22 protein-coding genes are annotated in these 22,834 nt (G+C 44.8%); 14 read left to right on the top strand and 8 right to left on the bottom strand.

What is annotated here, in order from left to right:
• The first annotated feature begins 198 nt into the window (after nucleotides 1-198).
• The 3 genes from HFA01_RS05215 to HFA01_RS05205 all read left to right on the top strand — a co-directional run bounded on the left by HFA01_RS05215 (nucleotide 199) and on the right by HFA01_RS05205 (nucleotide 3,001).
• Nucleotides 199-459, top strand: a complete 261-nt coding sequence (locus HFA01_RS05215) for a YhdT family protein (RefSeq protein ID WP_146814015.1) — start codon at nucleotides 199-201, stop codon at nucleotides 457-459.
• Entirely contained in the window at nucleotides 456-1,922 is a 1,467-nt protein-coding gene (gene panF, locus HFA01_RS05210) for a sodium/pantothenate symporter (RefSeq protein ID WP_146813918.1), read from the top strand. Before HFA01_RS05215 ends, panF begins: the two co-directional genes overlap by 4 nt.
• Nucleotides 1,923-2,440: 518 nt before the next feature.
• On the top strand, nucleotides 2,441-3,001 hold the full coding sequence (locus tag HFA01_RS05205; protein ID WP_146813916.1) for a histidine phosphatase family protein: 561 nt from the start codon (nucleotides 2,441-2,443) through the stop codon (nucleotides 2,999-3,001).
• Between the two features lie 140 nt (nucleotides 3,002-3,141).
• On the opposite strand, the gene HFA01_RS05200 is transcribed toward HFA01_RS05205, so the two are convergent.
• Genes HFA01_RS05200 through HFA01_RS05185 form a run of 4 tightly spaced genes read right to left on the bottom strand, consistent with a single transcriptional unit; the run spans nucleotide 3,142 to nucleotide 7,691 of the window.
• The gene (locus tag HFA01_RS05200; RefSeq protein WP_146813914.1) at nucleotides 3,142-4,611 is read right to left on the bottom strand and encodes a sodium:solute symporter family protein; all 1,470 of its coding nucleotides are present in this window, start codon (nucleotides 4,609-4,611) and stop codon (nucleotides 3,142-3,144) included.
• Complete coding sequence (locus HFA01_RS05195; protein ID WP_146813912.1) at nucleotides 4,612-4,833, bottom strand: DUF3311 domain-containing protein; 222 nt, start codon at nucleotides 4,831-4,833, stop codon at nucleotides 4,612-4,614.
• On the bottom strand, nucleotides 4,830-6,440 hold the full coding sequence (locus HFA01_RS05190; protein ID WP_146813910.1) for an amidohydrolase: 1,611 nt from the start codon (nucleotides 6,438-6,440) through the stop codon (nucleotides 4,830-4,832). Before HFA01_RS05190 ends, HFA01_RS05195 begins: the two co-directional genes overlap by 4 nt.
• 15 nt (nucleotides 6,441-6,455) lie before the next feature.
• Nucleotides 6,456-7,691 (bottom strand): Zn-dependent hydrolase, encoded by a 1,236-nt coding sequence (locus HFA01_RS05185; protein WP_146813908.1) that lies wholly within the window; start codon nucleotides 7,689-7,691, stop codon nucleotides 6,456-6,458.
• A 212-nt stretch (nucleotides 7,692-7,903) separates the two neighbouring features.
• On the opposite strand from HFA01_RS05185, the gene HFA01_RS05180 reads away from it, so the two are divergent.
• Both HFA01_RS05180 and HFA01_RS05175 read left to right on the top strand, forming a co-directional pair.
• The gene (locus tag HFA01_RS05180; protein WP_146813906.1) at nucleotides 7,904-8,884 is read left to right on the top strand and encodes an aminoglycoside phosphotransferase family protein; all 981 of its coding nucleotides are present in this window, start codon (nucleotides 7,904-7,906) and stop codon (nucleotides 8,882-8,884) included.
• 97 nt (nucleotides 8,885-8,981) lie between these two features.
• Complete coding sequence (locus HFA01_RS05175) at nucleotides 8,982-9,206, top strand: hypothetical protein (protein WP_146813904.1); 225 nt, start codon at nucleotides 8,982-8,984, stop codon at nucleotides 9,204-9,206.
• Between the two features lie 57 nt (nucleotides 9,207-9,263).
• On the opposite strand, the gene HFA01_RS05170 is transcribed toward HFA01_RS05175, so the two are convergent.
• Nucleotides 9,264-9,449 (bottom strand): YjzC family protein, encoded by a 186-nt coding sequence (locus HFA01_RS05170; protein ID WP_146813902.1) that lies wholly within the window; start codon nucleotides 9,447-9,449, stop codon nucleotides 9,264-9,266.
• A gap of 303 nt (nucleotides 9,450-9,752) precedes the next feature.
• On the opposite strand from HFA01_RS05170, the gene HFA01_RS05165 reads away from it, so the two are divergent.
• The 3 genes from HFA01_RS05165 to HFA01_RS05155 all read left to right on the top strand — a co-directional run bounded on the left by HFA01_RS05165 (nucleotide 9,753) and on the right by HFA01_RS05155 (nucleotide 12,087).
• On the top strand, nucleotides 9,753-10,379 hold the full coding sequence (locus HFA01_RS05165; RefSeq protein WP_146813900.1) for an FMN-dependent NADH-azoreductase: 627 nt from the start codon (nucleotides 9,753-9,755) through the stop codon (nucleotides 10,377-10,379).
• A 127-nt stretch (nucleotides 10,380-10,506) separates the two neighbouring features.
• Nucleotides 10,507-10,689 (top strand): hypothetical protein, encoded by a 183-nt coding sequence (locus HFA01_RS05160; protein WP_146813898.1) that lies wholly within the window; start codon nucleotides 10,507-10,509, stop codon nucleotides 10,687-10,689.
• Nucleotides 10,690-10,779: 90 nt separating this feature from the next.
• A complete protein-coding gene (locus HFA01_RS05155; protein WP_246139277.1) occupies nucleotides 10,780-12,087 on the top strand; it encodes a Glu/Leu/Phe/Val family dehydrogenase in 1,308 nt (435 codons plus the stop codon).
• A gap of 35 nt (nucleotides 12,088-12,122) precedes the next feature.
• Here the strand turns inward: HFA01_RS05155 and HFA01_RS05150 are convergent, their stop codons facing one another.
• Together HFA01_RS05150 and HFA01_RS05145 are read right to left on the bottom strand one after the other, a co-directional pair.
• Complete coding sequence (locus HFA01_RS05150) at nucleotides 12,123-13,556, bottom strand: aldehyde dehydrogenase family protein (protein WP_174787802.1); 1,434 nt, start codon at nucleotides 13,554-13,556, stop codon at nucleotides 12,123-12,125.
• A 9-nt stretch (nucleotides 13,557-13,565) separates the two neighbouring features.
• On the bottom strand, nucleotides 13,566-15,200 hold the full coding sequence (locus tag HFA01_RS05145) for an acetolactate synthase large subunit (protein WP_146813894.1): 1,635 nt from the start codon (nucleotides 15,198-15,200) through the stop codon (nucleotides 13,566-13,568).
• A 137-nt stretch (nucleotides 15,201-15,337) separates the two neighbouring features.
• Between HFA01_RS05145 and HFA01_RS05140 the strand changes: the two genes are divergently transcribed.
• The 6 genes from HFA01_RS05140 (at nucleotide 15,338) to HFA01_RS05115 (ending at nucleotide 21,838) form a co-directional block, all read left to right on the top strand.
• A complete protein-coding gene (locus HFA01_RS05140; RefSeq protein ID WP_146813892.1) occupies nucleotides 15,338-15,769 on the top strand; it encodes an NAD(P)(+) transhydrogenase (Re/Si-specific) subunit beta in 432 nt (143 codons plus the stop codon).
• Nucleotides 15,766-16,113 carry a hypothetical protein gene (locus HFA01_RS05135; RefSeq protein ID WP_146813890.1) on the top strand — a complete coding sequence of 116 codons (348 nt, stop codon included), beginning with the start codon at nucleotides 15,766-15,768 and terminating at the stop codon, nucleotides 16,111-16,113. The genes HFA01_RS05140 and HFA01_RS05135 overlap by 4 nt, the downstream gene beginning before the upstream one ends.
• A 175-nt stretch (nucleotides 16,114-16,288) precedes the next feature.
• A complete protein-coding gene (locus HFA01_RS05130) occupies nucleotides 16,289-17,764 on the top strand; it encodes a PTS mannitol transporter subunit IIBC (RefSeq protein WP_146813888.1) in 1,476 nt (491 codons plus the stop codon).
• 382 nt (nucleotides 17,765-18,146) lie between these two features.
• The gene (locus HFA01_RS05125) at nucleotides 18,147-20,240 is read left to right on the top strand and encodes a BglG family transcription antiterminator (protein ID WP_146813886.1); all 2,094 of its coding nucleotides are present in this window, start codon (nucleotides 18,147-18,149) and stop codon (nucleotides 20,238-20,240) included.
• Nucleotides 20,241-20,253: 13 nt separating this feature from the next.
• Nucleotides 20,254-20,691, top strand: a complete 438-nt coding sequence (locus tag HFA01_RS05120; RefSeq protein ID WP_146813884.1) for a PTS mannitol transporter subunit IIA — start codon at nucleotides 20,254-20,256, stop codon at nucleotides 20,689-20,691.
• Between the two features lies 1 nt (nucleotide 20,692).
• Nucleotides 20,693-21,838 carry a mannitol-1-phosphate 5-dehydrogenase gene (locus tag HFA01_RS05115; RefSeq protein ID WP_146813882.1) on the top strand — a complete coding sequence of 382 codons (1,146 nt, stop codon included), beginning with the start codon at nucleotides 20,693-20,695 and terminating at the stop codon, nucleotides 21,836-21,838.
• Nucleotides 21,839-22,041: 203 nt separating this feature from the next.
• Here the strand turns inward: HFA01_RS05115 and HFA01_RS05110 are convergent, their stop codons facing one another.
• On the bottom strand, nucleotides 22,042-22,785 hold the full coding sequence (locus tag HFA01_RS05110) for an IucA/IucC family C-terminal-domain containing protein (RefSeq protein WP_146813880.1): 744 nt from the start codon (nucleotides 22,783-22,785) through the stop codon (nucleotides 22,042-22,044).
• Nucleotides 22,786-22,834 lie beyond the last annotated feature (49 nt).

The following is a 22,834-nucleotide window of genomic DNA, read 5'->3' as shown; positions in this document are numbered from 1 at the left end:
TAAAATGGACCATTCATACTTTATGTCTGGAAAGGTTGGAGTAGCACGTTTTTGTAAAAAAAGGGTGCAGACAGAGAAGCGATTTTTCGGTAAGCTTGGAAAAGGAGAAAACAAGAAGGCAGCACCGGACAAATACAGAGATAACTAGACATTTGGATGGTCAAGGGGGAATATTCTATGAATCATCAAGATAAGCGGATGGAAGATCCGCGGTATAAAATTGCGAATAAAGAGGCGTTGATCGGAGTCGCGCTTGTTACTGTAAACTTTATTCTTTGGTATGGGTTTGCCTATGGTCTCGGATCCGGGCCCGTGGAGGAGTATGACTACATTTTTGGTTTTCCCGCCTGGTTTTTTTATAGTTGTATCGCCGTCACAGTCCTCATCTTTCTTCTTGTGATTCTTGCGGTCAGATTCTTATTTAAAGAAGTACCGTTGGATGAGGAGGATGAAAAATGAATTGGGGTGTTGTTATACCGCTGATCCTATTTTTAGTCATCATATTTTTTATTGGTTTTTATGCTTCGAAATACTTAAAGTCGAGTGCGGATTTCCTGCAGGAATATTTTTTAGGAAGTCGTCAGCTTGGTGGATTCATTTTAGCGATGACGATGGTCGCTACTTATGGAAGTGCAAGCAGCTTTGTAGGCGGGCCTGGAGTTGCTTACACCGTCGGCCTTGGCTGGGTATTGCTTTCCATGACTCAGCTTGCGACGGGTTATTTTGTCCTGTCGGTACTTGGAAAGAAGTTCGCCATCATGGCAAGAAAAATTCGTGCGGTCACGCTTGTTGATTTCTTGAGGGAACGGTATCAGAGTAAGTGGGTAGTCATCCTATCTGCTGCAAGTATTATCATTTTCTTGTTTTCGGCGATGGCGGCCCAGTGGGTCGGAGGCGCACGGCTGATTGAATCGTTTACAGGCCTTTCCTACACGGCAGCCTTGTTCATTTTTGCTGTTTCCGTGCTTGTTTACGTGATTATTGGTGGGTTTCGTGCTGTTGCGATTACAGATACTGTGCAGGGCATTATCATGTTTTTTGGGACAATGATCATTTTGGTCGGCACGATTATTGCTGGAGGCGGGATTGACAACATCATCTCCGATCTTGCTGCAGAGAACCCGGATTTAATTTCACCGTACGGAGCGGATCGTTCCCTTACGCCCGTGTATGTATCGTCCTTCTGGATTCTTGTGGGTGTCGGTGTAGTCGGTCTCCCACAAGTCGCTGTCCGTGCTATGAGCTATAAAAGCTCACGCGGGATGCACAGGGCTTTGATTATCGGTACTGTTGTGGTCGGTGTCATCATGCTCGGCATGCACTTGACAGGTGTCTTTGCTAGACCTGTCCTTCCTGGAATTGAAGTCGGAGATACGGTCATGCCGCGAATTGCAATGGAGGTGCTGCCCGCCTGGCTGGCAGGGATTGTGCTTGCTGCTCCGATGGCCGCCATCATGTCGACTGTCGATTCTCTCCTCCTGCTTGTCAGTTCAGCAGTGGTGAAAGATGTATATTTGAACTATGTAAACCCCGAGGCAAGTGCGAAGAAGGTGAAGAGACTAAGTATTTCCGTCACCGCTGTTATTGGAATTCTCGTATTTGCTATGGCGGTTCAGCCACCGGATTTACTGATCTGGTTGAACTTATTTGCTTTCGGCGGGCTAGAAGCAGCCTTCATTTGGCCTGTCATCATGGGGCTGTACTGGAAAAAAGGCAATGCTAGTGGAGCCATTGCTTCTATTTTGACAGGGGTAGGAAGCTATATCTTATTTCATAGCTTTATGCCTCAGGCGTTCGGGATGCATACAGTGGTCCTGCCCGTACTTTTGAGTCTGCTGGCCTACATCCTGTTTAGCTTATTGACGGTGAAACGGCATGCGGACATTCAGGAACACGTGTTCCAAAAACTGTGGAGTGCTTAACATATCAAAAAGGGTGGAGGAGGCTCCATCTTTTTTTTGTTAAAAATAAATCATAGGATGTGTAACAGTATGGATAAATATTGCTCGGGAAATAACATTACGTTCAAAAAGTCAGGGTGGGGGGATGTATGATGAAAATCTATAGGGATACTTGCCGCTTTCTTTTCATCCATCATTCTATCAATCACGTTAAACTTCTTTTCGACTGGTAAAGGGGATGTTTCAGCCCCTATATTTTTGTTCGCGTTCCCAATTTATGTCTACTTAGGAATCCCTTTATCTATTTTCATCGCCTGTGCATGGTATAGGCAAAAATGGTGGCAACGCTTTTCCTATTATACGCTCATAAGTCTTGGCTTAAGTGGGGTGGTCATGGTTACTTCCTCACTAGAAAGGGGAGAGGAGCTTATGGTTAAGGCTTTTATCATCGGGTGTGCCTGGATGTTACTTCTTGGTATATACAATCCTTAGCTATGTAAGAAGATTTAGATTGAAAGTATCCTAAAAGGAGGGAGATCATGGAGCTTATATTTGTCCGTCATGGGGAAGGGGAACATACAAAAAAGCCGGATGGATTACATATCCTCCACCCGGCATTAACAAAAGGTGGAGAAAACCAAGCAAAGGAATTACAAGAAACATGGCCGCTGACTTCTGATGATCTACTTATCGTCAGCCCGACGGTAAGAACTTTACAAACGGCTGATATCTGGAGTGAAGACATTCCATGCAGGAGGGTTGTGTCTCCTGCCGTTGGTCCTCGGATGTTTCCACAGAAGAAGAAATGGAGAACTCTACCTTGCGATCGGACACTAGGTGAAAAGCAGGTGTCTGCTGAATTTCCGGACTTTCACTTGATTGGTGAACGATGGGAAGCGGGGATTAACGAAATCCCTGAAGAGAACTTTGGAGATGTGGCTTCTGAACTGATTCATTGGTGTAAACAACAAGCGAAAGACCGCGTTTTTGTTGTTACGCATGATGGTACCATGACGGCGTACAGGCAATGGATCGAAGGGAGGATACTGACTCGTGAGGACTTCCCGAAAGAGACGGGTTGGATAAGATTGAGGGTGTAGCAAGCACCCTTGTCCTATCAAAGTCACAAGGGCTATTCTTTTCGGGTCCCTCTTCTTGATGTTTATCTTTGCAGAGATTGCCCCCGCTTGATTATTCATGAAAAAGGACGCTGAGTTTAGTAAACTCAGCGTCCTTTTTATTATGAACCGATTTTTCTATACTCCTCTGCCATTGGCATTTCTTTTCCTTGAGAAAAAGCACTGATCAGGACGACGAGTCCAACGTTGACGATTAAGCCGAGGATACCAGGATTAATATCCAATGGTGGAGCGTCCGCAATAAGCTGGAAGTAATAGTTGACGACGGTACCTGAGATTAACCCTGTAATGACAGCGGGAGCAGTGATTTTTTTCGAATATAAAGCACCGTACACCCCTGGGGCGAATTGGACGATTGATCCGTAGGCTCCGAGGAGGAGGGCAATCAATCCCTGTCCGCCGAAGACGGTAATGAAATAGGCGAGTCCACCGATGACAAAAACGCCGATCCTCATGATTAAAAGGGTTGCTTTCGATGATAGATCTCTTTTGACGTTGCGGATCAAGCCATCTGTAAACTCAAGGGATGCACTGTGCGTGATGGCATCTGCAGTACTCATGGCTGCAGCAAGCGCACCAGCACCGACAAGGCCATACACCCAGCCCGGCAATGTGAGAACCGTTGTAATCAAGTAGGGTAGAATTTCATCCGGTGAACCGATTTGGTCGGATTGGATGACGTTGACAGCAGAGAACCCGACAAACAGGAGCGGGATTAGGAACAAGGCAAACATCGGATAGACGAGCACGGTTTTCTTGATGGTACGTGCTTTTGTGGCATAGGATTTTGAAAACAAGTGCGGCCACATGAGAAACCCGATGGTTGATACCAGTATGGTGGTGGTGTAGGCCATCATGGACATCGTTGATCCTTCGGCACCGATTTGCAGAAAGCCCGGGTTGTCCTGGGTCAGATTACGGAACATGTTCGGCACACTGTCGTGAAGCTGATTGACGATTGTTAGCCCGACCGTCCAGGAAATGACGATCATGAGAATTCCTTGAAATACATCAGACCAGGCAGCCGCCCTAAGTCCACCGGTAGCTACGTAGACGACGACGATTCCGTAAGAAAGCAGCGCACCAAGCCAGAATGGAATCCGTCCTTCTGTCATGATGTTGAAGATATAGGCCATCCCTTTCATTTGTGTGGCCAAGTACTGGATGGAAGCCAGTAAAGCGACAATTCCGATAATCATGGCAATCACACGGCTGGAGTAGCGCAGCTGTAAAAACCCGGCGACCGTATAGATGTTGTGCTTGCGGCCAATGGCACCGATTTTCGGGCCAATGATATACCAAGGCAAGATGGCGAAGGCAGTATAGGTGATGATGTACAAAGCTGGTGCACCGCGGGAAAAGGCCCATCCTGGTGCGCCAAGGAAGGAGAAGGCGCTGAAAACGGCTCCACCCATGAGGAACCACATGACGAATAGCCCGAGATTCCCTTTCGCTGTGGTGAATTCTTCTAGTGAACTTTTGTCCTGGTTACGGCCAGCTAAAACTCCGATGAATAAAGCGACGACGAGATAACCGATCATCATGATCATTGCAATTTGCCATTGTGCCATTTAGTGGACCTCCTTTTCGTCTTTGTCAGGATCGATTTTGTATAGGAATAAGACGATGATGAACGTGACAACGATCCAAAAAATGACCCAGAATACTGAAAAAGGTAAACCGATAATGAATGGTGTTTCCCTGTTGGCGATGGAGAACAACGGGAAGACGAGAAGTAAAAATGGGATGGTTAAAGAAAGACAGTATATTTTAATAAACTTTTGCTTGGTCAATGGGCATCCTCCTTTTGTTTTTCAAACACGATATCTCCATTTAGAATCGTCATTTCTACTTGGATCTCCTTCAGTTGGAGGGAAGGACAACGCAAAATGGATTGATCGAGAATCACAAGATCCGCGTACTTGTCTGGTTCTAAGGTTCCTTTTAAATCTTCCTCATTACTGGCATAAGCCCCTGCCCATGTATAAGCACGGATCGCTTCTTCGACCGTAATGGATTGGTTTTGCCCTACAGGGTGGCCGTGTTTGCTTGTCCGATTGACGGCTGCGTGGATGCCGATCAGCGGATTCACCGTTGTAATCGGGCTATCAGAGCCGATGGCAAACGGGATGTTCTGATCCACGTAACTTTTTAACGGGAAAAAGTGGTGGACTCTGTCGCCGTAATCGTTGATATATCCATCCCCAAATTCGTAAAGAAAAGCAGGGTTTGGAATGGGGACAGCAAGGGTCGATTTTATCCTTTCTACAAGGTCAGGGGGAGTGATCCCTGCATGCTCAAGTCTGTGACGATGGTTAATATTCCCACTGTGATTGAGCGCTCGCTCAATTGTGGTCAGCAGCATATGTACGGCTTCGTCCCCCATAGCGTGTGCGGTGATCTGCCATCCTTGTTTATGCGCCGGTAGGAGATGTCGGTCTAATTCGTTTTGGTTCATATATAGAATTCCAGAATCATTTGGATTACTTTTATATGGATCACGGGTTTTGCATGTCGGACCGCTGCTGCTTCCATCAATAAAAACTTTCGCAGGGCCGACTTTAAATGTATCGTCTCCGAGTCCTGTCATGATGCCGCTCTCTACACCTGCTTTGACAACGGATGGAGAATCGTAGAGGGAACCATACATGACATAGAGTCGCTGTGTAATCTTTCCTTCTTGGGCTGCCTTTTGTAAATAACGGATGTGTTTGGTGCCGTATCCACCTGCATCATGGACACTCGTTATTCCGTTTTGTGAAAAATGGTCCGAGGCGATTTGCAGTCCGAGCATCACCTCTGCTTCTGAATAATCAGCAAGCTGGAACATCTCCATATGGGCGGCTTCTAGCAATAGACCGGTAAGTTCCTCATTATCTCTGTGATAGGTGCCACCGGGAGGGTTCGGTGTTTGTGACGTGAGACCTGCCATTTCTAGAGCTTTGCTGTTCACACATGATATATGACCACACGTGCGTACGACAATGATGGGGTGGGACGTGGACACTTTGTCCAAATCCCATTTGGTCAGATGGCGATCTTCGAGCAGTGTGTTCTGATTGTAACCCCATCCGCGGATCCATTCTCCAGAGGGTGTTTCCTCAGCCCGCATTTGAAGTTTTTCAATGATAGATTCTATGGAATCCTCCTGCTTCAAGTTGACGCCGAGCTGATTGGTGCCGTATAACTCGAGGTGGGCATGGGCATCGTTGAATCCGGGAAGCAGACTTTTTCCATTCAAATCAATGATCTCTGTATGAGCATCGCACCGTTCCATAATGTCGGTCGTTGTTCCAACTTGGAGAATACGCTCTCCTTTGACAGCTAGGGCTTCATGAACGGTGCCTGACTGATCGGCGGTGATGACTTCTCCATTGATGAATACTTTGGTTGCTTTCATTTCATCTCCCTCCATTTAAGACTGAGCGATGTTCATCGCTGTGTGATAAAGAAGTTCCACGCCCTTTTCCATGTCCTCCATTTCGGCAAACTCCAACGGGTTGTGGCTGATGCCTTTTTCACAACGGACAAAAATCATACCGTAATCACTGATATAGGACATGAATAAGGCATCGTGAAAAGGTCCGCTCATCAAGGTTGGTGAATCGTAACCGAGTTGTTCGTCTTCTGTTTTCATGATGTCTTTAATCCAGTCTGCGCAATAGCGTGGATCACTGCGTGTGTCTTCACTGATTGAGTATTCAAGGTTCAGTTCTTTGCTCGTGCGTTCGATGATTTCATACAGTTTCTTTTCGAGTTTTGTGCGGGCATCCAAGTCAATATCGCGAAGGTCAATCGTGAACTCGACTTTTTCAGGGATGATGTTGCGGGAGTTCGGGAAAGTCTGGACACTGCCAACGGTACCGACTGTATTCGGCGTGCCTTCATTGCGGACAAGTTCATTAAACTCTTTTGTAATGATGGAGGCTCCAAGAAACGCATCCTGCCTCAAGTTCATTGGCACGGATCCTGCGTGGCCAGCAAAACCTTCAAGAGTCACCGTCAGCCAGATCGGACCGGATATGGCCGATACGATTCCAACGGGTTTGTCCTGGGATTCGAGGACAGGTCCCTGTTCAATATGGAGTTCAAGGAAAGCTTCAATATCGCCAGGTTTATAGACAGGACTTTGGCTCAAATCTGGTTCCACGCCGAATTCTCTGAGAGCCTCTAAGCGGGTCACTCCATTTTTATCTTTTCGTTCGAGTTCGCCTTCTTCGAGCTGGCCGATGATTCCACGGACGCCAAAAACGCCTTTATTGAACCTTGACCCTTCTTCGTCAGCAAAACAGATCACCTCAATGGAGCGGTTGGGGGTGATGCCTTCTTCTTTCATCGTATGTACAACTTCAATAGCGCCTAAAGCACCTAACGTTCCGTCATAGCGCCCGCCATAAGGTTGGGAGTCAATGTGGGAACCTAACATGAGGATCGGTTTATCTTTTTCTTTTCCTTCGATACGACCAACTAAGTTTCCAAATCCATCGATGTGTGTATCCAGTCCGGCTTCTTCCATCCAGAGACGGACAACATCGACAGCTTCTCGATCTTCTTTTGAATGTGCGAGGCGGCAGACACCGGTTTCTCCAATCTTTCCGATTTTGGCTAGGGTTTCGATGTGTTCCTGAAATCTTTTTTGATTGATCTTCAAGTTGGATCTCCTCCTTGTTTTAACTAACTATATCAAGTTCATAATTGTCTGACAATTGACAAAATGTTAAATGGTGCGTTCGTTGGGGGAAGAAATAGAGACATCTTTTAAACAAATAGACACATGGAAAGGTTTTTTTGTCTTGTGGTTTTATTCGTTAGACAGGAAGGTTCAGCTTTTATAGAGAATGACTAGTTAAGGGGGAAAGGTCTATGAATGACTATTGTGAAGAAAGCCGTATAAAAGAATGGATTCAGGAAGCTCAGCTGGGGTTGAAATCAGACGATATGAATATTCAGTACATTTGGAATCCTGGAGGGTTTGTCAATCAGTCCTACCAAATTTCGGATGGACAAAAACGTTTGCATATAAAGTTTGCCGATGAGGCCCATCAACATCGGTTAAAACAGTGGGCTTCTATTCATGAATATATGACGGAAATTTATAAAGCCCCGAAATTGCTTGTGGAAATTGAAGAGTCCCTCATTCCTGGTCACCCATATGGTCTTGTATTTGAGTTTTTTGAAGGAGAAGCATGGAAAGGGCAGGCCTGGCAGGATGAAATCTTATCAAATATAAGTGAACTCCATGGTGATCCAAATCTTAAACGGGTGCTCGGGGGAGGAGAGAAGACTTGTGCAGAAGCAATGATTGATACATATATTCATCGGTTCCGGGAAGACATGAAAATTATAGATGCTGATCGAGAGTGTCTTCCTTTTGTAAAAGCGGAGACCTTTGACGTGTTTCACAAAATGACGGATCAGTTGGAAAAAGAAATTCAACAAGCGAATCATTTTCAGTGTCCAGCGGAAGATGTCGTTCATAATGATCTGAGTCAGCATAATATTTTAGTGAATGAGGAAAACTTTTGCATGATCGATTGGGACGATCTAACCATCGGAGATGCCGCAGCCGATTATGCTTCCTTGCTGTGGCCTTGGGTTTATAGTAAGGAGTGGCCGATTTGGGAGGGAAAAGTGAGAAACCTTTCAGGAAAGCAGGTGGTGGATCGCATGAGGCTTTATTTTAAGGCCAAATTATTAGATGACGTCATTGATGTTCTCGCAGATTATGTAGAAGCAGAAAAGTATCCTGAGGTGAAAGAGCGAACACAAGAGAGAGCAAAAGCCACTCATCTATGCGCGCTTGAGTTATATATAGCGCGTTATGGAACGTCTCTCTATGAATGATACGAAGGCTTTAGAAAGCTCTTTGAATTCATGGGCATGTTTGTCTCTCTTTTTACATATCCTACTAGTAATAGAGGATCATTTAGGGAGTGACAAAATGGGTTTCACATATGGAAAAGATGAATTGATTGGTGACTTGCAGCAGGTGTTTGCCAGACACAATGTCCAATCCGTCCGCGTTAAAGAGCCCGGTACGTTGTTCCGTGTGGAGTCAGATGGTTCACTCACAATTGGAATTGGGGCGACGATTACGTCTTTTGAACGTCAGCCAGATGAAAAACAAGCGCCGACATTAAAGGTGATTAACGGTAAGAAAAAATGACGAAAAGTCCTGGGCAGGGGGATGTCCAGGACTTTTCTATGTGTTGTGTGTGTATGATTATGCTTTCTTCCAGTAAGCTGCCTCTTTACTGGAGCGAAGAGGTGGGAACGTATCTCCATTGCTCAACTCGATATGTTTCTCATCCTCTGTTACATCATTATTTTTACGACCATCCACTAAACCATCAAATTCGTAAGTACCTGCTTCTGGAGCTTGTTCACCAGTCTTGTAACGATCAGCCATTTAGAAATACATCCTTTCGAAATTGGTTTTAGTTGTGCGCACATAAGCTATATATCCGCAGAAAGAGAAGTGAAAACCTCTTTTTGTAAAAATGTTACATTTGGAGGATTTTCCATATTCCGAGCCTTGTGGATTGACAAGTAGACGTTAAGTTTATAAGATAGATCACGTTAAATAGTTTGTGTAGCAACATCTTGAATTACGGACATAAACCTATACCCACGTCCGAACAGCTATCATTAGGTTTATCTTCTTACCTTTCGGTTGCTACAACAACTAATTTTATAATTGGAGGTTCACATGATGACAAAAGTACTTTTCGTAAAAGCGAATTCCAGACCGATGGAGCAGTCTGTGAGCGTCAAACTTTACCACACATTTTTAGATAACTATAAAAAGGTTCACCCAAATCACGAAATAGAAGAGCTGGATTTGTTCGAGGAAAACCTGGATTATTACGACAACGATAAAATCAATGGTATGTTCAAGCTTTCCAAAGGCATGGAGCTTACTCAAGGTGAAATCGAAGCGACAAATACGGTAACCGCATACTTGGATCAGTTCCTGGCTGCAGACAAAGTTGTATTTGCATTCCCGCTATGGAACTTCACCATTCCTGCTGTCCTGCACACGTATTTCGACTACCTGGCTCAGGCTGGGCAGACGTTCCGCTATACAGAGGAAGGACCTGTCGGATTGCTTCCTGATAAAAAGGTAGCCATCTTGAACGCCCGTGGTGGTGTTTACTCTGAAGGACCAGCAAAATCTGCTGAGATGGCCGTTAATTACGTGGAAAATATCCTGCAATTCTGGGGAATCGAGGATATCACGACACTTGTGGTCGAAGGTCATAACCAATTCCCTGATCGAGCGGAAAAAATTATTGAAGATGGCCTGGAAGAAGCCGCATCGGCAGCTGTTTCATTCTAAACCATAAAAAAAGCATCCCTTAGAGGGATGCTTTTTTTATGGTTTTAATGGAATAAAATGTAAGACCTGGTCAGACATTTTATGGAATGATTTCCGTTCAATCTTGAGAAACTATGGAGAGAAGCTGATGGTCATGAAAGAGGGAGAAGAGCTGCATGTGGAACTGAAGCTGGAATTCAATCCGGATATGTCGATCGAGCAGGTGGATTGCGTCCTCGATGGTATGGAGAAAAAATCCTGGCGTGGGGTCACAGAAGTGATCATTGAATCAGATGAAGATCAATTGTCATACGATCCAGATATTAATTAAGTGTGGTGAATTGGGAATAATTGTATGACCTGGTCAGGAGAAAAATGTAAGACCTGGTGTGGGGAAATATGGAATAGATGAGGTGGGAATATGGGTAAGGAAAAGTACGATAAAGTGGAATCGGATATTATGACGCACGGACATAATCCTTATGAAATCGTTAAGGGGTTACTGAAGGAATCGGTGGAGACGCTCGGCCTCCATGAGAACATCTACCATTTGTTGAAGAAGCCGATGCGCGTCTTTGAAGTCTCGATCCCTGTAAGAATGGATGATGGACGAATTGAGAATTACACGGGGTATCGTTCTCAGCATATGGATATCCTTGGACCTACGAAGGGCGGGATCCGTTTTCATCCGGATGTCAATCTGGATGAAGTGAAGGCGCTCTCTATATGGATGTCCTTGAAGGCTGCCATCATTGATCTCCCATTTGGTGGTGGGAAGGGTGGCATCATTGTGGACCCTGAACAACTGTCCGAACGCGAGTTGGAGCAGTTAAGTCGCAATTACATTAAAAAAATCACCCCGATCATTGGTCCTCAGAAGGATATCCCTGCTCCTGACGTCAACACAAGCCCTAAAGTCATGGGATGGATGATTGACGAATTCGATCAGCTCCGGGGATATAACATTCCTGGCATGCTGACAGGAAAACCAGTGGTTCTCGGAGGATCTCTCGGTCGTCTTCAAGCCACGGGACGAGGGGTAGTTTTCACCATTCGTGAAGCGTGTAAAGTCCTCGGAATAGAAATGGGAGAAGCGACAGCCGCCATTCAAGGGTTCGGTAACGTGGGAAGTATGACGGCTAAGTTTTTGCATGAATTAGGCGTGAAAATTGTAGCTGTGACGGATGCGAAAGGGGGAATTTACAAAGAAGGCGGATTGGATATACCTGATTTGTTAGCGTATACGAACGGTGGGGATCATTATGCTTCTTCTTATGAAAAAGCAGAGCCGATCACAAACGAGAAAATGTTCAGCCTTCCTGTAGATATTCTTATTCCTGCTGCCGTTGAGAATCAGATCACGGAAGAGACAGCACCGACGATTCAAGCAAAAATTATCGCCGAGGCTGCAAACGGACCAACAACTCCAGCCGGGGACCAAATTCTCGAAGAGAAAGGGATTTTCGTCATCCCTGATATCCTCTGTAATGCCGGCGGAGTAACGGTTTCGTATTTTGAATGGGTGCAGAACAACATGAATTATTATTGGAAAGTAGACGAAGTGAACAAGCAGCTAGAAGAAAAGATGCTCTCAGGGTTTGAGAAGGTGATCGAAATGAAAGAGGAAAAAGGGTGTCGGATGCGTGATGCAGCCTATATGGTAGGCATCAAGCATTTGGTAAAAGCCATGGATGCCCGTGGTTGGATTGGAGAAAAAGAAAATCATTAAAAAACAGTCGTCCTACTAGGACGACTGTTTTTCGTTTATCCATTTAGTCGAATGCCGTAAAACTTCAATTCTGTCATATCTTCCACCGCATATTGGACACCTTCTCGTCCAATTCCGCTTTGCTTTACGCCCCCATAAGGGTGGTTGTCCTGCCGATAAGTGGACATTTCATTGATCCAGACACCACCCATTTCCAGCTGATCGGCTACACGAAAGGCTCGATTAATGTCTCTTGTGAAAATACCTGCTTGGAGACCATAGATAGAGTCGTTTGATTGACTAACCACTTGGTTTTCAGATGAAAATGGAATGACTGATACAATCGGAGCGAATACTTCTTCAGCGATGATTTTCATATCGCTTTTCACATCAGTCAGGATGGTGGGGCTTAATAAAGAGCCCTCACGCTTGCCACCGGTTTCAATTTTCGCTCCATTTTCCACGGCGTCATCAATCCACATTTTGGCGCGTTTCGCTTCATCCTCATTGATCATTGGACCAAAATCCGTCTTTTCACTCATCGGATCACCGATCTTCAGTTCCTCGGTCTTTTCTATGAACGCTTTTAAGAAGCGGTCATAGATATTCTGATGCACGTAAATTCGCTGCGCGGAGATACACACCTGTCCTGAAAAGGCAAATGCGCCTTTAACTAAACTTGGAACGGCATAGTCGAGGTCGGCATCTTCAAAAAGAATATTAGGACTGTTGGAACCGAGTTCGAGCGTCACTTTCTTAAAGCCTGCATTCTCGCGAATCGTGCGTCCTACGGGCAGGCTTCCGGTAAACGTTACCTTGTGGATTTTATCATGTTTCACAAGGGGGTCTCCGATTTCTTTTCCTGTTCCAAGCAGCAAGTGAATAGCCCCCTTTGGTAGTCCCGCCTCATGGAGAAGCTTCACGAGTTTATAGGCGGATACCGGCGTTTTCTCCGCTGGTTTTAATACGATCGTGTTCCCGGCTGCAATAGCTGGTGCGACTTTATGCAATGTTAAGTTCAACGGAAAATTAAAGGGTGTGATTGCTGCGACGACCCCGAGTGGCACCCGCTTCGTGAAACCGACCCGGTTTTCTCCACCGATCGCTGCATCCATCGGAATGACTTTTCCTTCGATATGCTTGGCTTCTTCTGCCGCAAAGCGGAGGACTTGAATCGAACGCTGCACTTCACCCTGACTATACTGTAAAGGTTTCCCTGCTTCCTTAGTAATAGCTTCAGCAAATTCCTCTTGTCGCTCCTCCAAAAGTTGGGATGCTTTCAAAAGAATGTCCGCCCGGTCATGAGCAGCCATTTTCTTCATCGTCTGATGAAATGTATCGTAGCTGATGTCGATCGCCTTGTTTAAGTCTTCTTCTTTAGCTAAGGCCAGATCCGCAACAACTTCCGCATTGTAAGGATTTTTGACCGTCATCGTCTCGCGGTCATCTTCGCGAAATTCTTCACCGTTGATAATCGATCCGATTTTCATGATTTCACCTCATTCGCATGTGATATTTTTTAGTTTATCCGTCAGTTTCATGTTTTCGCTGTAGTCGACAGGGCAGTCGATCAAGACAGGTTTATTTATGGAAATCGCTTGGTCCAGAGCTTTCTGCAGGTCTTGGGCTTGGTCGACACGTAAAGCTTCCATGCCGAAAGACTGAGCGAGTTTGATAAAGTCCGGGTTGCCAAATTCAATGTTCGATGGACGTTCGAATTTTTTCAGTTGGTGCCATTCAATCAGCCCGTAGCCATCGTCCCTCCAAAGGAGAATGATGATCGGCAGGTTCAGCCTTACCGCGGTTTCGAGTTCTGCACCTGTCATAAGAAAAGAACCGTCTCCGCAAACGGCGACGACGTTACGGTCGGGAGCGGCCATTTTGGCTGCAATCGCTCCTGGAACCGCTACGCCCATGGAAGCAAGTCCGTTGGAGATCAGGCACGTGTTCGGTTTGGATGTATGATACATACGGGCCATCCACATTTTGTGGGCGCCGACATCTGAAATGACGATGTCTTCATCTCCCATGGCGTTTCGTAAATCCGCAATGATTTTTTGCGGTTTGAGAGGAAAAGCCTCATCTTGTTTATGTTCTTCAAAGTCTGCCAGCACATTTTTACGGATGGAAGCGGCCCAGTCAAGGTTTCTTTCTTTTGCCGGGACAGCTTCTGTCAGTTGTTTTAAGTTCTCTTTGATATTTCCGACAACGTTCAGGGCGACAGGGTAGTACGCATCAATTTCTGCTTCCTCCGTATCGATATGCAAGATGGGGGTTTCCCCGGTCGGATTCCAGTTTTGTGGCGGTGTTTCTGCCATATCAAAACCGATCGGAATGATTAGATCAGCTTTTTGAAAACCACAGGTGATATGATCTTTCCCACTTAGTCCAGCTGTGAGAAGACTAAGTTCGTGTTTCCAGGACAGGGCACCTTTTCCCATAAAGGAGTGGACCACAGGGATGTTCGCTTTTTCTGCTAATGATTGGAGCTCATTGGCTGCTTGTTCCCGAGTGATTCCGTTTCCTGCTAAAATCAGAGGATTTTCGGCCTTGGAAAGCAGGTCCGCCGCTTCCTTGATGACTTTTTCATCAGCTTGTGGAAGAGAATGACCGGTAATCGGAAGGGGCTCAGCCGATACTTCCATGCTCGCCACGTCTTCAGGTAAATCAATATGGGTCGCTCCTGGTTTTTCCTGCATCGCCAACTGATACGCTTTTCTAACAACTTCCGGGACAATTTCTCCAGTTTTAATTTGTGCGTTCCACTTGGTTACAGGAGCGTAAATGTCTACAAGGTCATAGTACTGGTGCGAGATCTTGTGTTGACGGTTCAGCCCCGCCTGTCCCGTAATCGCGATAAGCGGGCAGTGGTCCATGTTCGCATTGGCCACACCCGTCAAAAGGTTGGTCGCCCCCGGACCGAGCGTGGCCAGACAGACGCCGGGCTTGCCCGTCAGCCTTCCGTAGGTGCCGGCCATAAAGGCGGCACTTGTTTCGTGACGCGTCGTAATGAACTCGATGGAAGAGTCCAGAAGGGCATCCATGACATCGATGTTTTCTTCTCCTGGCACACCGAAGATATATTCGACGCCTTCGTTTTCTAAGCATTTGATTAATAGTTGCGCAACGTTCATATCTTTTCCTCCTTGTTTGTCTTATTTTGCGTTATCGCTATAGAAGTTATGAGTAAAAGGGTGGAGAATGATTCCATTGTTTTCACTCCAGGGCGAGCGATAAAATGGAGACCGGTATTTTTGTGGGGAGGCAACGTATGAAGAAGTTTATTCATCATCTAAGAAAGAACGAAAAGCATTTACTTATAGCGGTATTTTTCTCTATGGCTATGATGATTATTGGTGGCATTTTGACAGGGACTCACCTTCAGTTTGGGAAGCAGGTCATCATTATCTCCATAGGCTTGATGGTTTACTTGCTCTGGTTTTTAGGTGTGGATCCCATATGGAAGGGTTTTGGCCTGCTGTGTTTTGCTTTTGGTATAACTTTTGTTTTTTCTGAATTCATCGATATGGTTCCGATCACCATTTATGAGCAATGGTTATCTGCGGATACGGTTAAAGGGGTGACTCTGGAAGGGATTTTCTTTTTAGTGATGTTGAAACTGATCAGTAAATGGACAGGCATTGAACCTTATATTGAACAGCTCATGAATAAGAAAAAAGAGAAGGAATCCGAGTCTGGATGAGAAAACGCCCTTCTCAGCGAGCGATTTTATTTAGTTGTGCATTCATCTTGATGATCTTCGCTTTATTTAATCATCTATGGGGTGGAGAACAGTGGGTTGGAAGTTTTTCTTTGTTCACTGGTTTTACCATGATCACGTACTTGGAATACTTTTCTCACGAATCCATCTTGCTGGGTTTCATGTCCTCTACATTGACCGTTCTAATGACATGGGTAGTTTATGAATGGCTCATCTCCCTTTTTCTGATTGAATTTGAAAGCTATTTTCGAATCGGTGTGGCCCTTTTCATTCACCATTGGGTAGCGAAAGGAATAAAAGCAGGTTTGAAGAAAAGAAGAGATTGAAAAGGACGTCGGTCACTGTTTGTGCCCGGCGTTTCTTCCGTTTTGTCAACCTTTTTTAGATTTGTCACGTCTTGTATGACAAAGCTGCATTTAGATTGTCTTGAGCACAGGGGTGTAACCGCTTTATTATGAAAGTACAGAAAAAAGAGAACAAACGAGACGAGGAGGAAATCTCATGAGTGAGAAAAAACAAACAGGTGCAAGGGCTCGTGTTCAGCGGTTCGGAAGCTTTTTAAGTGGAATGATCATGCCGAACATTGGAGCATTTATTGCATGGGGTATTATAACCGCTTTATTTATTCCTGATGGATACTTTCCTAATGAAGACTTAGCAGAAATGGTCGGTCCGATGATCACCTTCTTGCTGCCACTACTCATCGGTTTTACAGGTGGACGGCTGGTCCACGGCCTTCGCGGAGGTGTCGTAGGTGCGACAGCTACGATGGGGGTCATTGTCGGAGCGGATATTCCAATGTTCCTTGGCGCGATGCTGATTGGTCCACTTGGCGGTCTGGCCATCAAATGGGTAGATAAACTTTTTGAAGGTAAAATTAAGTCTGGATTTGAAATGTTAATCAACAACTTCTCTGCTGGTATCGTGGGAGCGATCCTAGCGATTGTCGGTTATTATATCATCGGTCCAATTATGTCAGGGCTGACGAATATTTTGGGTTCTGCCGTTGAAGCGTTAGTGAATGCGGGATTATTACCGCTTGTTAATATCTTCATAGAACCGGCAAAAATCTTATTCTTAAACAATGCGATTAACCACGGAATTCTAAGTCCGATCGCTGTGGATCAGACACAGGAATTAGGAAAATCGATTCTATTCTTACTTGAAACAAACCCGGGTCCTGGACTAGGAATTCTGTTGGCATTCAGTATCTTTGGAAAAGGAATTTCGCGTCAGACAGCACCAGGTGCTGCCATCATTCACTTCTTTGGTGGTATTCACGAAATTTACTTCCCTTACATCTTGTCTAAACCGGCATTGATTTTAGCAGCCATTGCCGGTGGTGTAACCGGAACAACAACGTTCGTAGCATTCGGTGTTGGTTTGACGGCGACTCCTTCTCCAGGAAGTATTGTTGCACTTATGCCATTGACTGCCAGAGGTGATCACCTTGGTGTCATTGCAGGTGTTCTTCTTGCGACACTAGCATCATTCCTAGTCGCTTCCTTCATCCTTAAATTCAGCAAAAATGACGAGGAAGAAAATTTGAACGAAGCTACAGCAAAAATGGAAGAAATGAAAGGGAAGAAGAGCTCTGTTTCTGGACAGTTGAATTCTCAACAAGAAGAGCAAAAAGAAAAAGTGAATGAAGAGGTTTCAGAAAGAAACACAGATGTCGTTCCTTCCGTAGACCGCAGCCGTGTCGATAAAATCATCTTCGCTTGTGACGCGGGGATGGGGTCCAGTGCAATGGGAGCATCTCTATTGAAGAACAAGTTCAAGAAAGCCGGCATCCAAATTGATGTCACCAACATGGCCATCAATGATCTGCCTAATGATGTAGACATTGTCATCACTCACAAAGACTTGACGGAACGTGCGATACAAAGGGTACCAAACGCTCACCACATCTCAGTTGAAAATTTCTTGAACAGTCCGAAGTATGATGAACTCGTAAACGAACTTAAATCTGAATAACAACTCTTGAGGCCTGATCCTGCGATCAGGTCTTTGTATTCTGTTTCAAGGTTCGAACTTCTAAAGCTGCTCATAGTACTGAAATCGCTTAAGAGTTCAAGGGGGCTGATCAAAAGTCGAAGTCACCGATAAATGACAATAACCCGCTGATAAACGTAGGAAACTCATCGATAAATGTTCAAAACCCATCGATACATGCTACGGACGTTGATTATCTAGATCATTATGCCATTTTTAAAAAAGGATAGCTTATTAAATTTTGTCACAGATCGTGTGACGAAGATGACTTTTCTAATCATTGAAAACCCTTACGATGCAACCTATCATAGAAGTATAGAAACAATAGTTGTTAAATCTTGTCCTTGAAGGAGGTGGATCAGGGATGTATGTGACAGGTCGTGAAAGGAAGATTTTAGATCGCCTGCTTGGTCAGGAAGATCAAGTGACGGTAAAGCAATTGGCCAAAGAACTCGATATCAGCACAAGAACGGTGCATCGGGATTTGAAAGGATTAGGAGATCTCCTGGCCGAAAGGGAGTTGGCATTAGAGAAAGAATCCGGAGGCGTCCTTTTGGTAAAAGGGCCTGTGGATCAGATGAAAACGCTGAAAATGGAGTTGAAGAAGCAAGCTTCGGTGGATTATACGCCGGAAGAGAGGCATGTGTTGATTTTATCTAAGCTTTTGGAAACTCGTGAACCTGTCAAGCTTGTGGCGATTGCAAATGATCTTGGTGTCACGGTAGCAACAATCAGTCATGACCTTGATAAGATTGAAGAACACCTCAAGGACTTTCAATTGAAACTTGTTAGAAAAAGAGGCTATGGCGTCGAAGTTGTCGGAGAAGAATCGGGAATAAGAGAAGCCATCAGCCAATTAATCATGACCCATATGAACGAGCTTGATTTTTTCTCCATGGTAAGGCAGAACATCCAGGAAGGGAATCAGGTGGTAGAAGATTCTTTATCCACACAGTTGCTGGATATCGTAAATAAAGAAACGCTTGCGCTTATCGAACATCATGTCGATGAGTTGCGGAAAGACTTATCGTATCCTCTCGCAGATAGTGCCTATATAGCCTTAGTCGTCCACCTTGCTTTAGCGATTGAACGCATGCAGCAAGGGGAAAAGATTCATATCGATGAAGCACAGTTAGAAAAGCTTCGTTCTACAAAAGAGTACACGTTTGCGGAAGGCTTGATCGATCAATTAGCCGGCGCGTTCCAACTCTCTATACCAGAAGCGGAAACCGGCCATATTACGATGCATTTGATGGGAGCCAAGGCCAGGTACAATCGAGATTCTTTGCTTGAGGATTCAAGTATGAGTATTGCTTTTAAAGCGAAGCAGCTGATCGCCAAAGTATCTCAGCGTGTAGGGATGGATTTCCACGAGTATGATCGTTTATTGAATGATCTTGTGGTCCACTTGAAACCTAGTGTGTACCGTTTGCAGCATAACATGGATATTGAAAATTCATTTACTGATCAGATGGAAGAAGATTACCCTGTTTTGTTCGAAGAAGTGGAAAAGTCGCTTCAGGAAGTTTTTCCAGGATTGCAGTTCCCGCGTGAAGAAACCGCTTTTATCGTCATGCATTTTGCATCTGCACTCCTGAACATGGAAGGTGTAGCAGGGATTAATGTCCTTGTCGTTTGTTCGAGCGGTATCGGCACGGCTAAAATACTGGCGGCCAAATTACAAAAAAAATTCAATGAAATTGAGCAGATTGAACACCATTCTCTGTTTGATCTTGAGGGAATGGATCGGGCTCACTACGACTTAATCATATCAACCATTCGTCTTGTAGATATAGAGGACTATGTGCAGGTGAGTCCTGTATTACCTCAAAAGGATATTCACAAAATTGAGCATGCGATTCGACGTGTGCGTGTGACGAAGCAAATGAGAAAGCCTGCAATGGAACAAAAGGTCCAAGGTGAGAAGTCGTTTCAGTCAATTAGAGAAAGCATTGAGGCTTATGAACGCTATGCTCATACCATGAGAAAGCTTCTCGATCATCTAGTTGTGACGAACATAGAAGCTTCTCATGTGGATCGTGCATTGGAACATGCGGTGGGGGATTTAAAAGAAAGTGGAGCTGTGTCTGAAGTGCAAGGCATCGTTCGCCACTTGCTGGAAAGGGAAAAAGTCGGCGGCCTTGGGATCCCGGGTACAAAACTCGCGCTCTACCATGCACGTAGTTCTTTTATTGACGAGCCTTCCTTTTCGGTTCATATCTTGACTGAACCTTTGAAGGTACAGGGGATGGACGGAGAAGAGATGCCCATCAAAACGATGCTGCTTATGCTGGCACCTGAAGCACCCAGTCAAGAAGGATTAGAGACGTTGAGTTTCATTAGTTCTCTCATTATAGAAGATGAAGAGTGTACGTCGATTTTAGAATCAGAACAGGAGGAGAACATCCTCCATTATTTAGCCAACCAACTTTATACGTTTTTAAAATCAAAAGGATAAGGGAGTTTTTATAATGTCTACAAACATTTTGAAAAAAGAAAACATCGAATTGAACAAGAGCTTGGCAACAAAAGAAGAAGCCATCCGCTATGTTGGCGGCATTCTAAATGAACAAGGCTATGTAGACGAAGCTTACATCGAAGAAATGCTGAAGCGTGAGGAAATCACATCCACGTTCATGGGGAACTTCGTAGCCATTCCGCATGGTACAGAGGATGCGAAGAAAGCCGTCAATGAAACAGGTATTTCTGTTGTTACGGTTCCAGAAGGGGTGGATTTCGGAGACGGAAATATCGTTAAACTCCTAATCGGGATTGCTGGAAAAGGCAACGAGCATTTAGAAATCCTTTCTCAAATTGCTATCGTTTGTTCAGAAGAAGAGAATGTTGAAAAATTAATTGCAGCGGAAACGAAGGAAGAAGTTCTCCAGACGTTCAGCGAGGTGGAGTAAGATGAAAGCTGTTCATTTCGGAGCAGGGAATATAGGACGAGGTTTCATCGGCGCGCTTCTTGATCAGTCTGGTTACGAGACCGTTTTTGTCGATGTGAACGAGGCGTTGATCGATCTATTGAATGAACGCAATCAGTACCTAGTGGAGTTGGCTGGGGACGATTCTTACATTAAGGTTAAAAATGTCAGCGGATTGAACAGTATGAAACAGCCCAAAGACGTTGTGGAAGCGATCGCTCAAGCAGACCTTGTCACAACAGCTGTTGGACCTAACATTCTTCCTGTCATCGCAAAGCTTTTGGCAGAAGGAGTAGAAAAACGTATCACAGATCAATCTGGACCTTTGAATGTCATTGCTTGTGAAAACATGATTGGTGGGTCTGAAACATTGAAGCAACATGTGCTTGAAAACATGGATGAAACGTTGCAGAATCAATTGGAAGATTCCATCGGATTTCCGAATGCAGCCGTAGACAGGATTGTACCGGATCAACACAATGAAGATCCTTTAACTGTGAAGGTTGAACCCTATTATGAATGGGTAGTGGAAACCCCGACTATAAAAGGGGTCCAGCCGCAAGTCGAAGGAATCACCTATGTGGAGGACCTGACACCTTATATTGAAAGGAAGTTGTTCACGGTCAATACAGGACATGCAGCGACGGCCTATCTCGGAAGCTATTATGGTCATTCAACGATCAAAGACGCGATGGACGATCATAGAGTCAAGGAAAAGGTTGAAGGCGCACTAAGTGAAACGGGAGCTGTACTGATTGAGAAGTATGGATTCGGCAAGGAACAACATGAGGCTTATATAGACCAGATCATCAACCGTTTCTTAAACCCGGACCTGTCGGATGAAGTCACCCGTGTTGGGCGTGCTCCGATTCGGAAGCTTGGACCGAAAGACCGTCTGGTCCGTCCAGCTGTTGAATATTTAGAGCGGTTGAAAGAGGACCCGCAATATTTAGTAACTGTTATTGCAGCTGCACTGAGCTACAAAAATGAATCAGACACTGAAGCAAAAGAGCTGCAGGATAAAATTTTGGACCAAGGACTTACAGGTGCTTTTCAGGAGATCTCCGAACTAAGTAATGATCATCGATTAGTCCAATTGGTAGAAAAAATGTATAAAGACATGAACTAACTAATAAAAGCTCCCTACAATATAAATTTTGTAGGGAGTTTTCGTCATTAATGAGTAACGAGTATAGGACACAAGGTTGTGGAAAATATTGGTTTGCCAGGTCATACAAGTTATTGTGTGACCAGGTCTTACGTATTTTGGTGTACCAGGTCATACATTTTTTTCCATAAAATAAGCCCTGAGCTTTTTGTTTAGCTCGGGCTTTATTTGATCCTGTCGTCGCGCTCTTCGTCTGGAATAAGGGGGCAGGTGGGACAGCATTTGGATTTATCAGCATCGTGCAGCATATATTTCATGCAGCAGTGACGTCTGACGTAGGTTTCTTTTCCGTTATCCGCCTGGTAAAAGCGGAACTTGAAATGGAGAGGGTTCCTCCGGTTTTCCTTGAACAGTTCATGGGTGGTGAACCAGCGGAAAACGGTCTCTGTCCATTCATCTGCCTGTTCTTTCACAAGTGCACATTTTCGTTGGTGAAGGTTGTGAGAGACGATGGAACGCATATGTGTCGTCTTGCACTTGGACACTTGTGCAACGGTTTGGAACAATGGCTGCAAGTGCTGGGTTATGAAAGTATGAACGTATTCTTTCACTTTGTGTTCCGGCAAGTCCGCCATCTTGTGAAAAGCTGAATCGTCAACCATGTAATTCATCGCATTTTTTTCTTTTAGTTCAATGCTGATGTTTTCAGGGCTTGCATCAATAATGACGCCGTGCTTGATCATCGTCTCGAACAATCCCATTGTGAGCACAGAATACATTTTCCCGAACAATAAACCAGTAATGGCCATGTTAGGGGCACCCAACTGATCTTTTTGTATTTCCAGTAATGCTTTCATCGCATCTTTATCTTGTATGAGGTCATCGACTTTGTAATGAGAACGGTCCTTGTACTCAGAACCAACAAAGATGCGATGGTCGTTCTGAATTTGTTCAAATACTCGTTTCATATCGATGTCTCCCGTTAGTAAGCTTTATTTTTGCTGATAACTGTTTTCA

It is taken from the genome of Halobacillus faecis, from assembly GCF_007991335.1.
GTDB classification, from domain to species: domain Bacteria; phylum Bacillota; class Bacilli; order Bacillales; family Halobacillaceae; genus Halobacillus; species Halobacillus faecis.
Note: the sequence above shows the minus strand (reverse complement) of the source record. Positions and strands in the feature narration are given on the sequence as shown.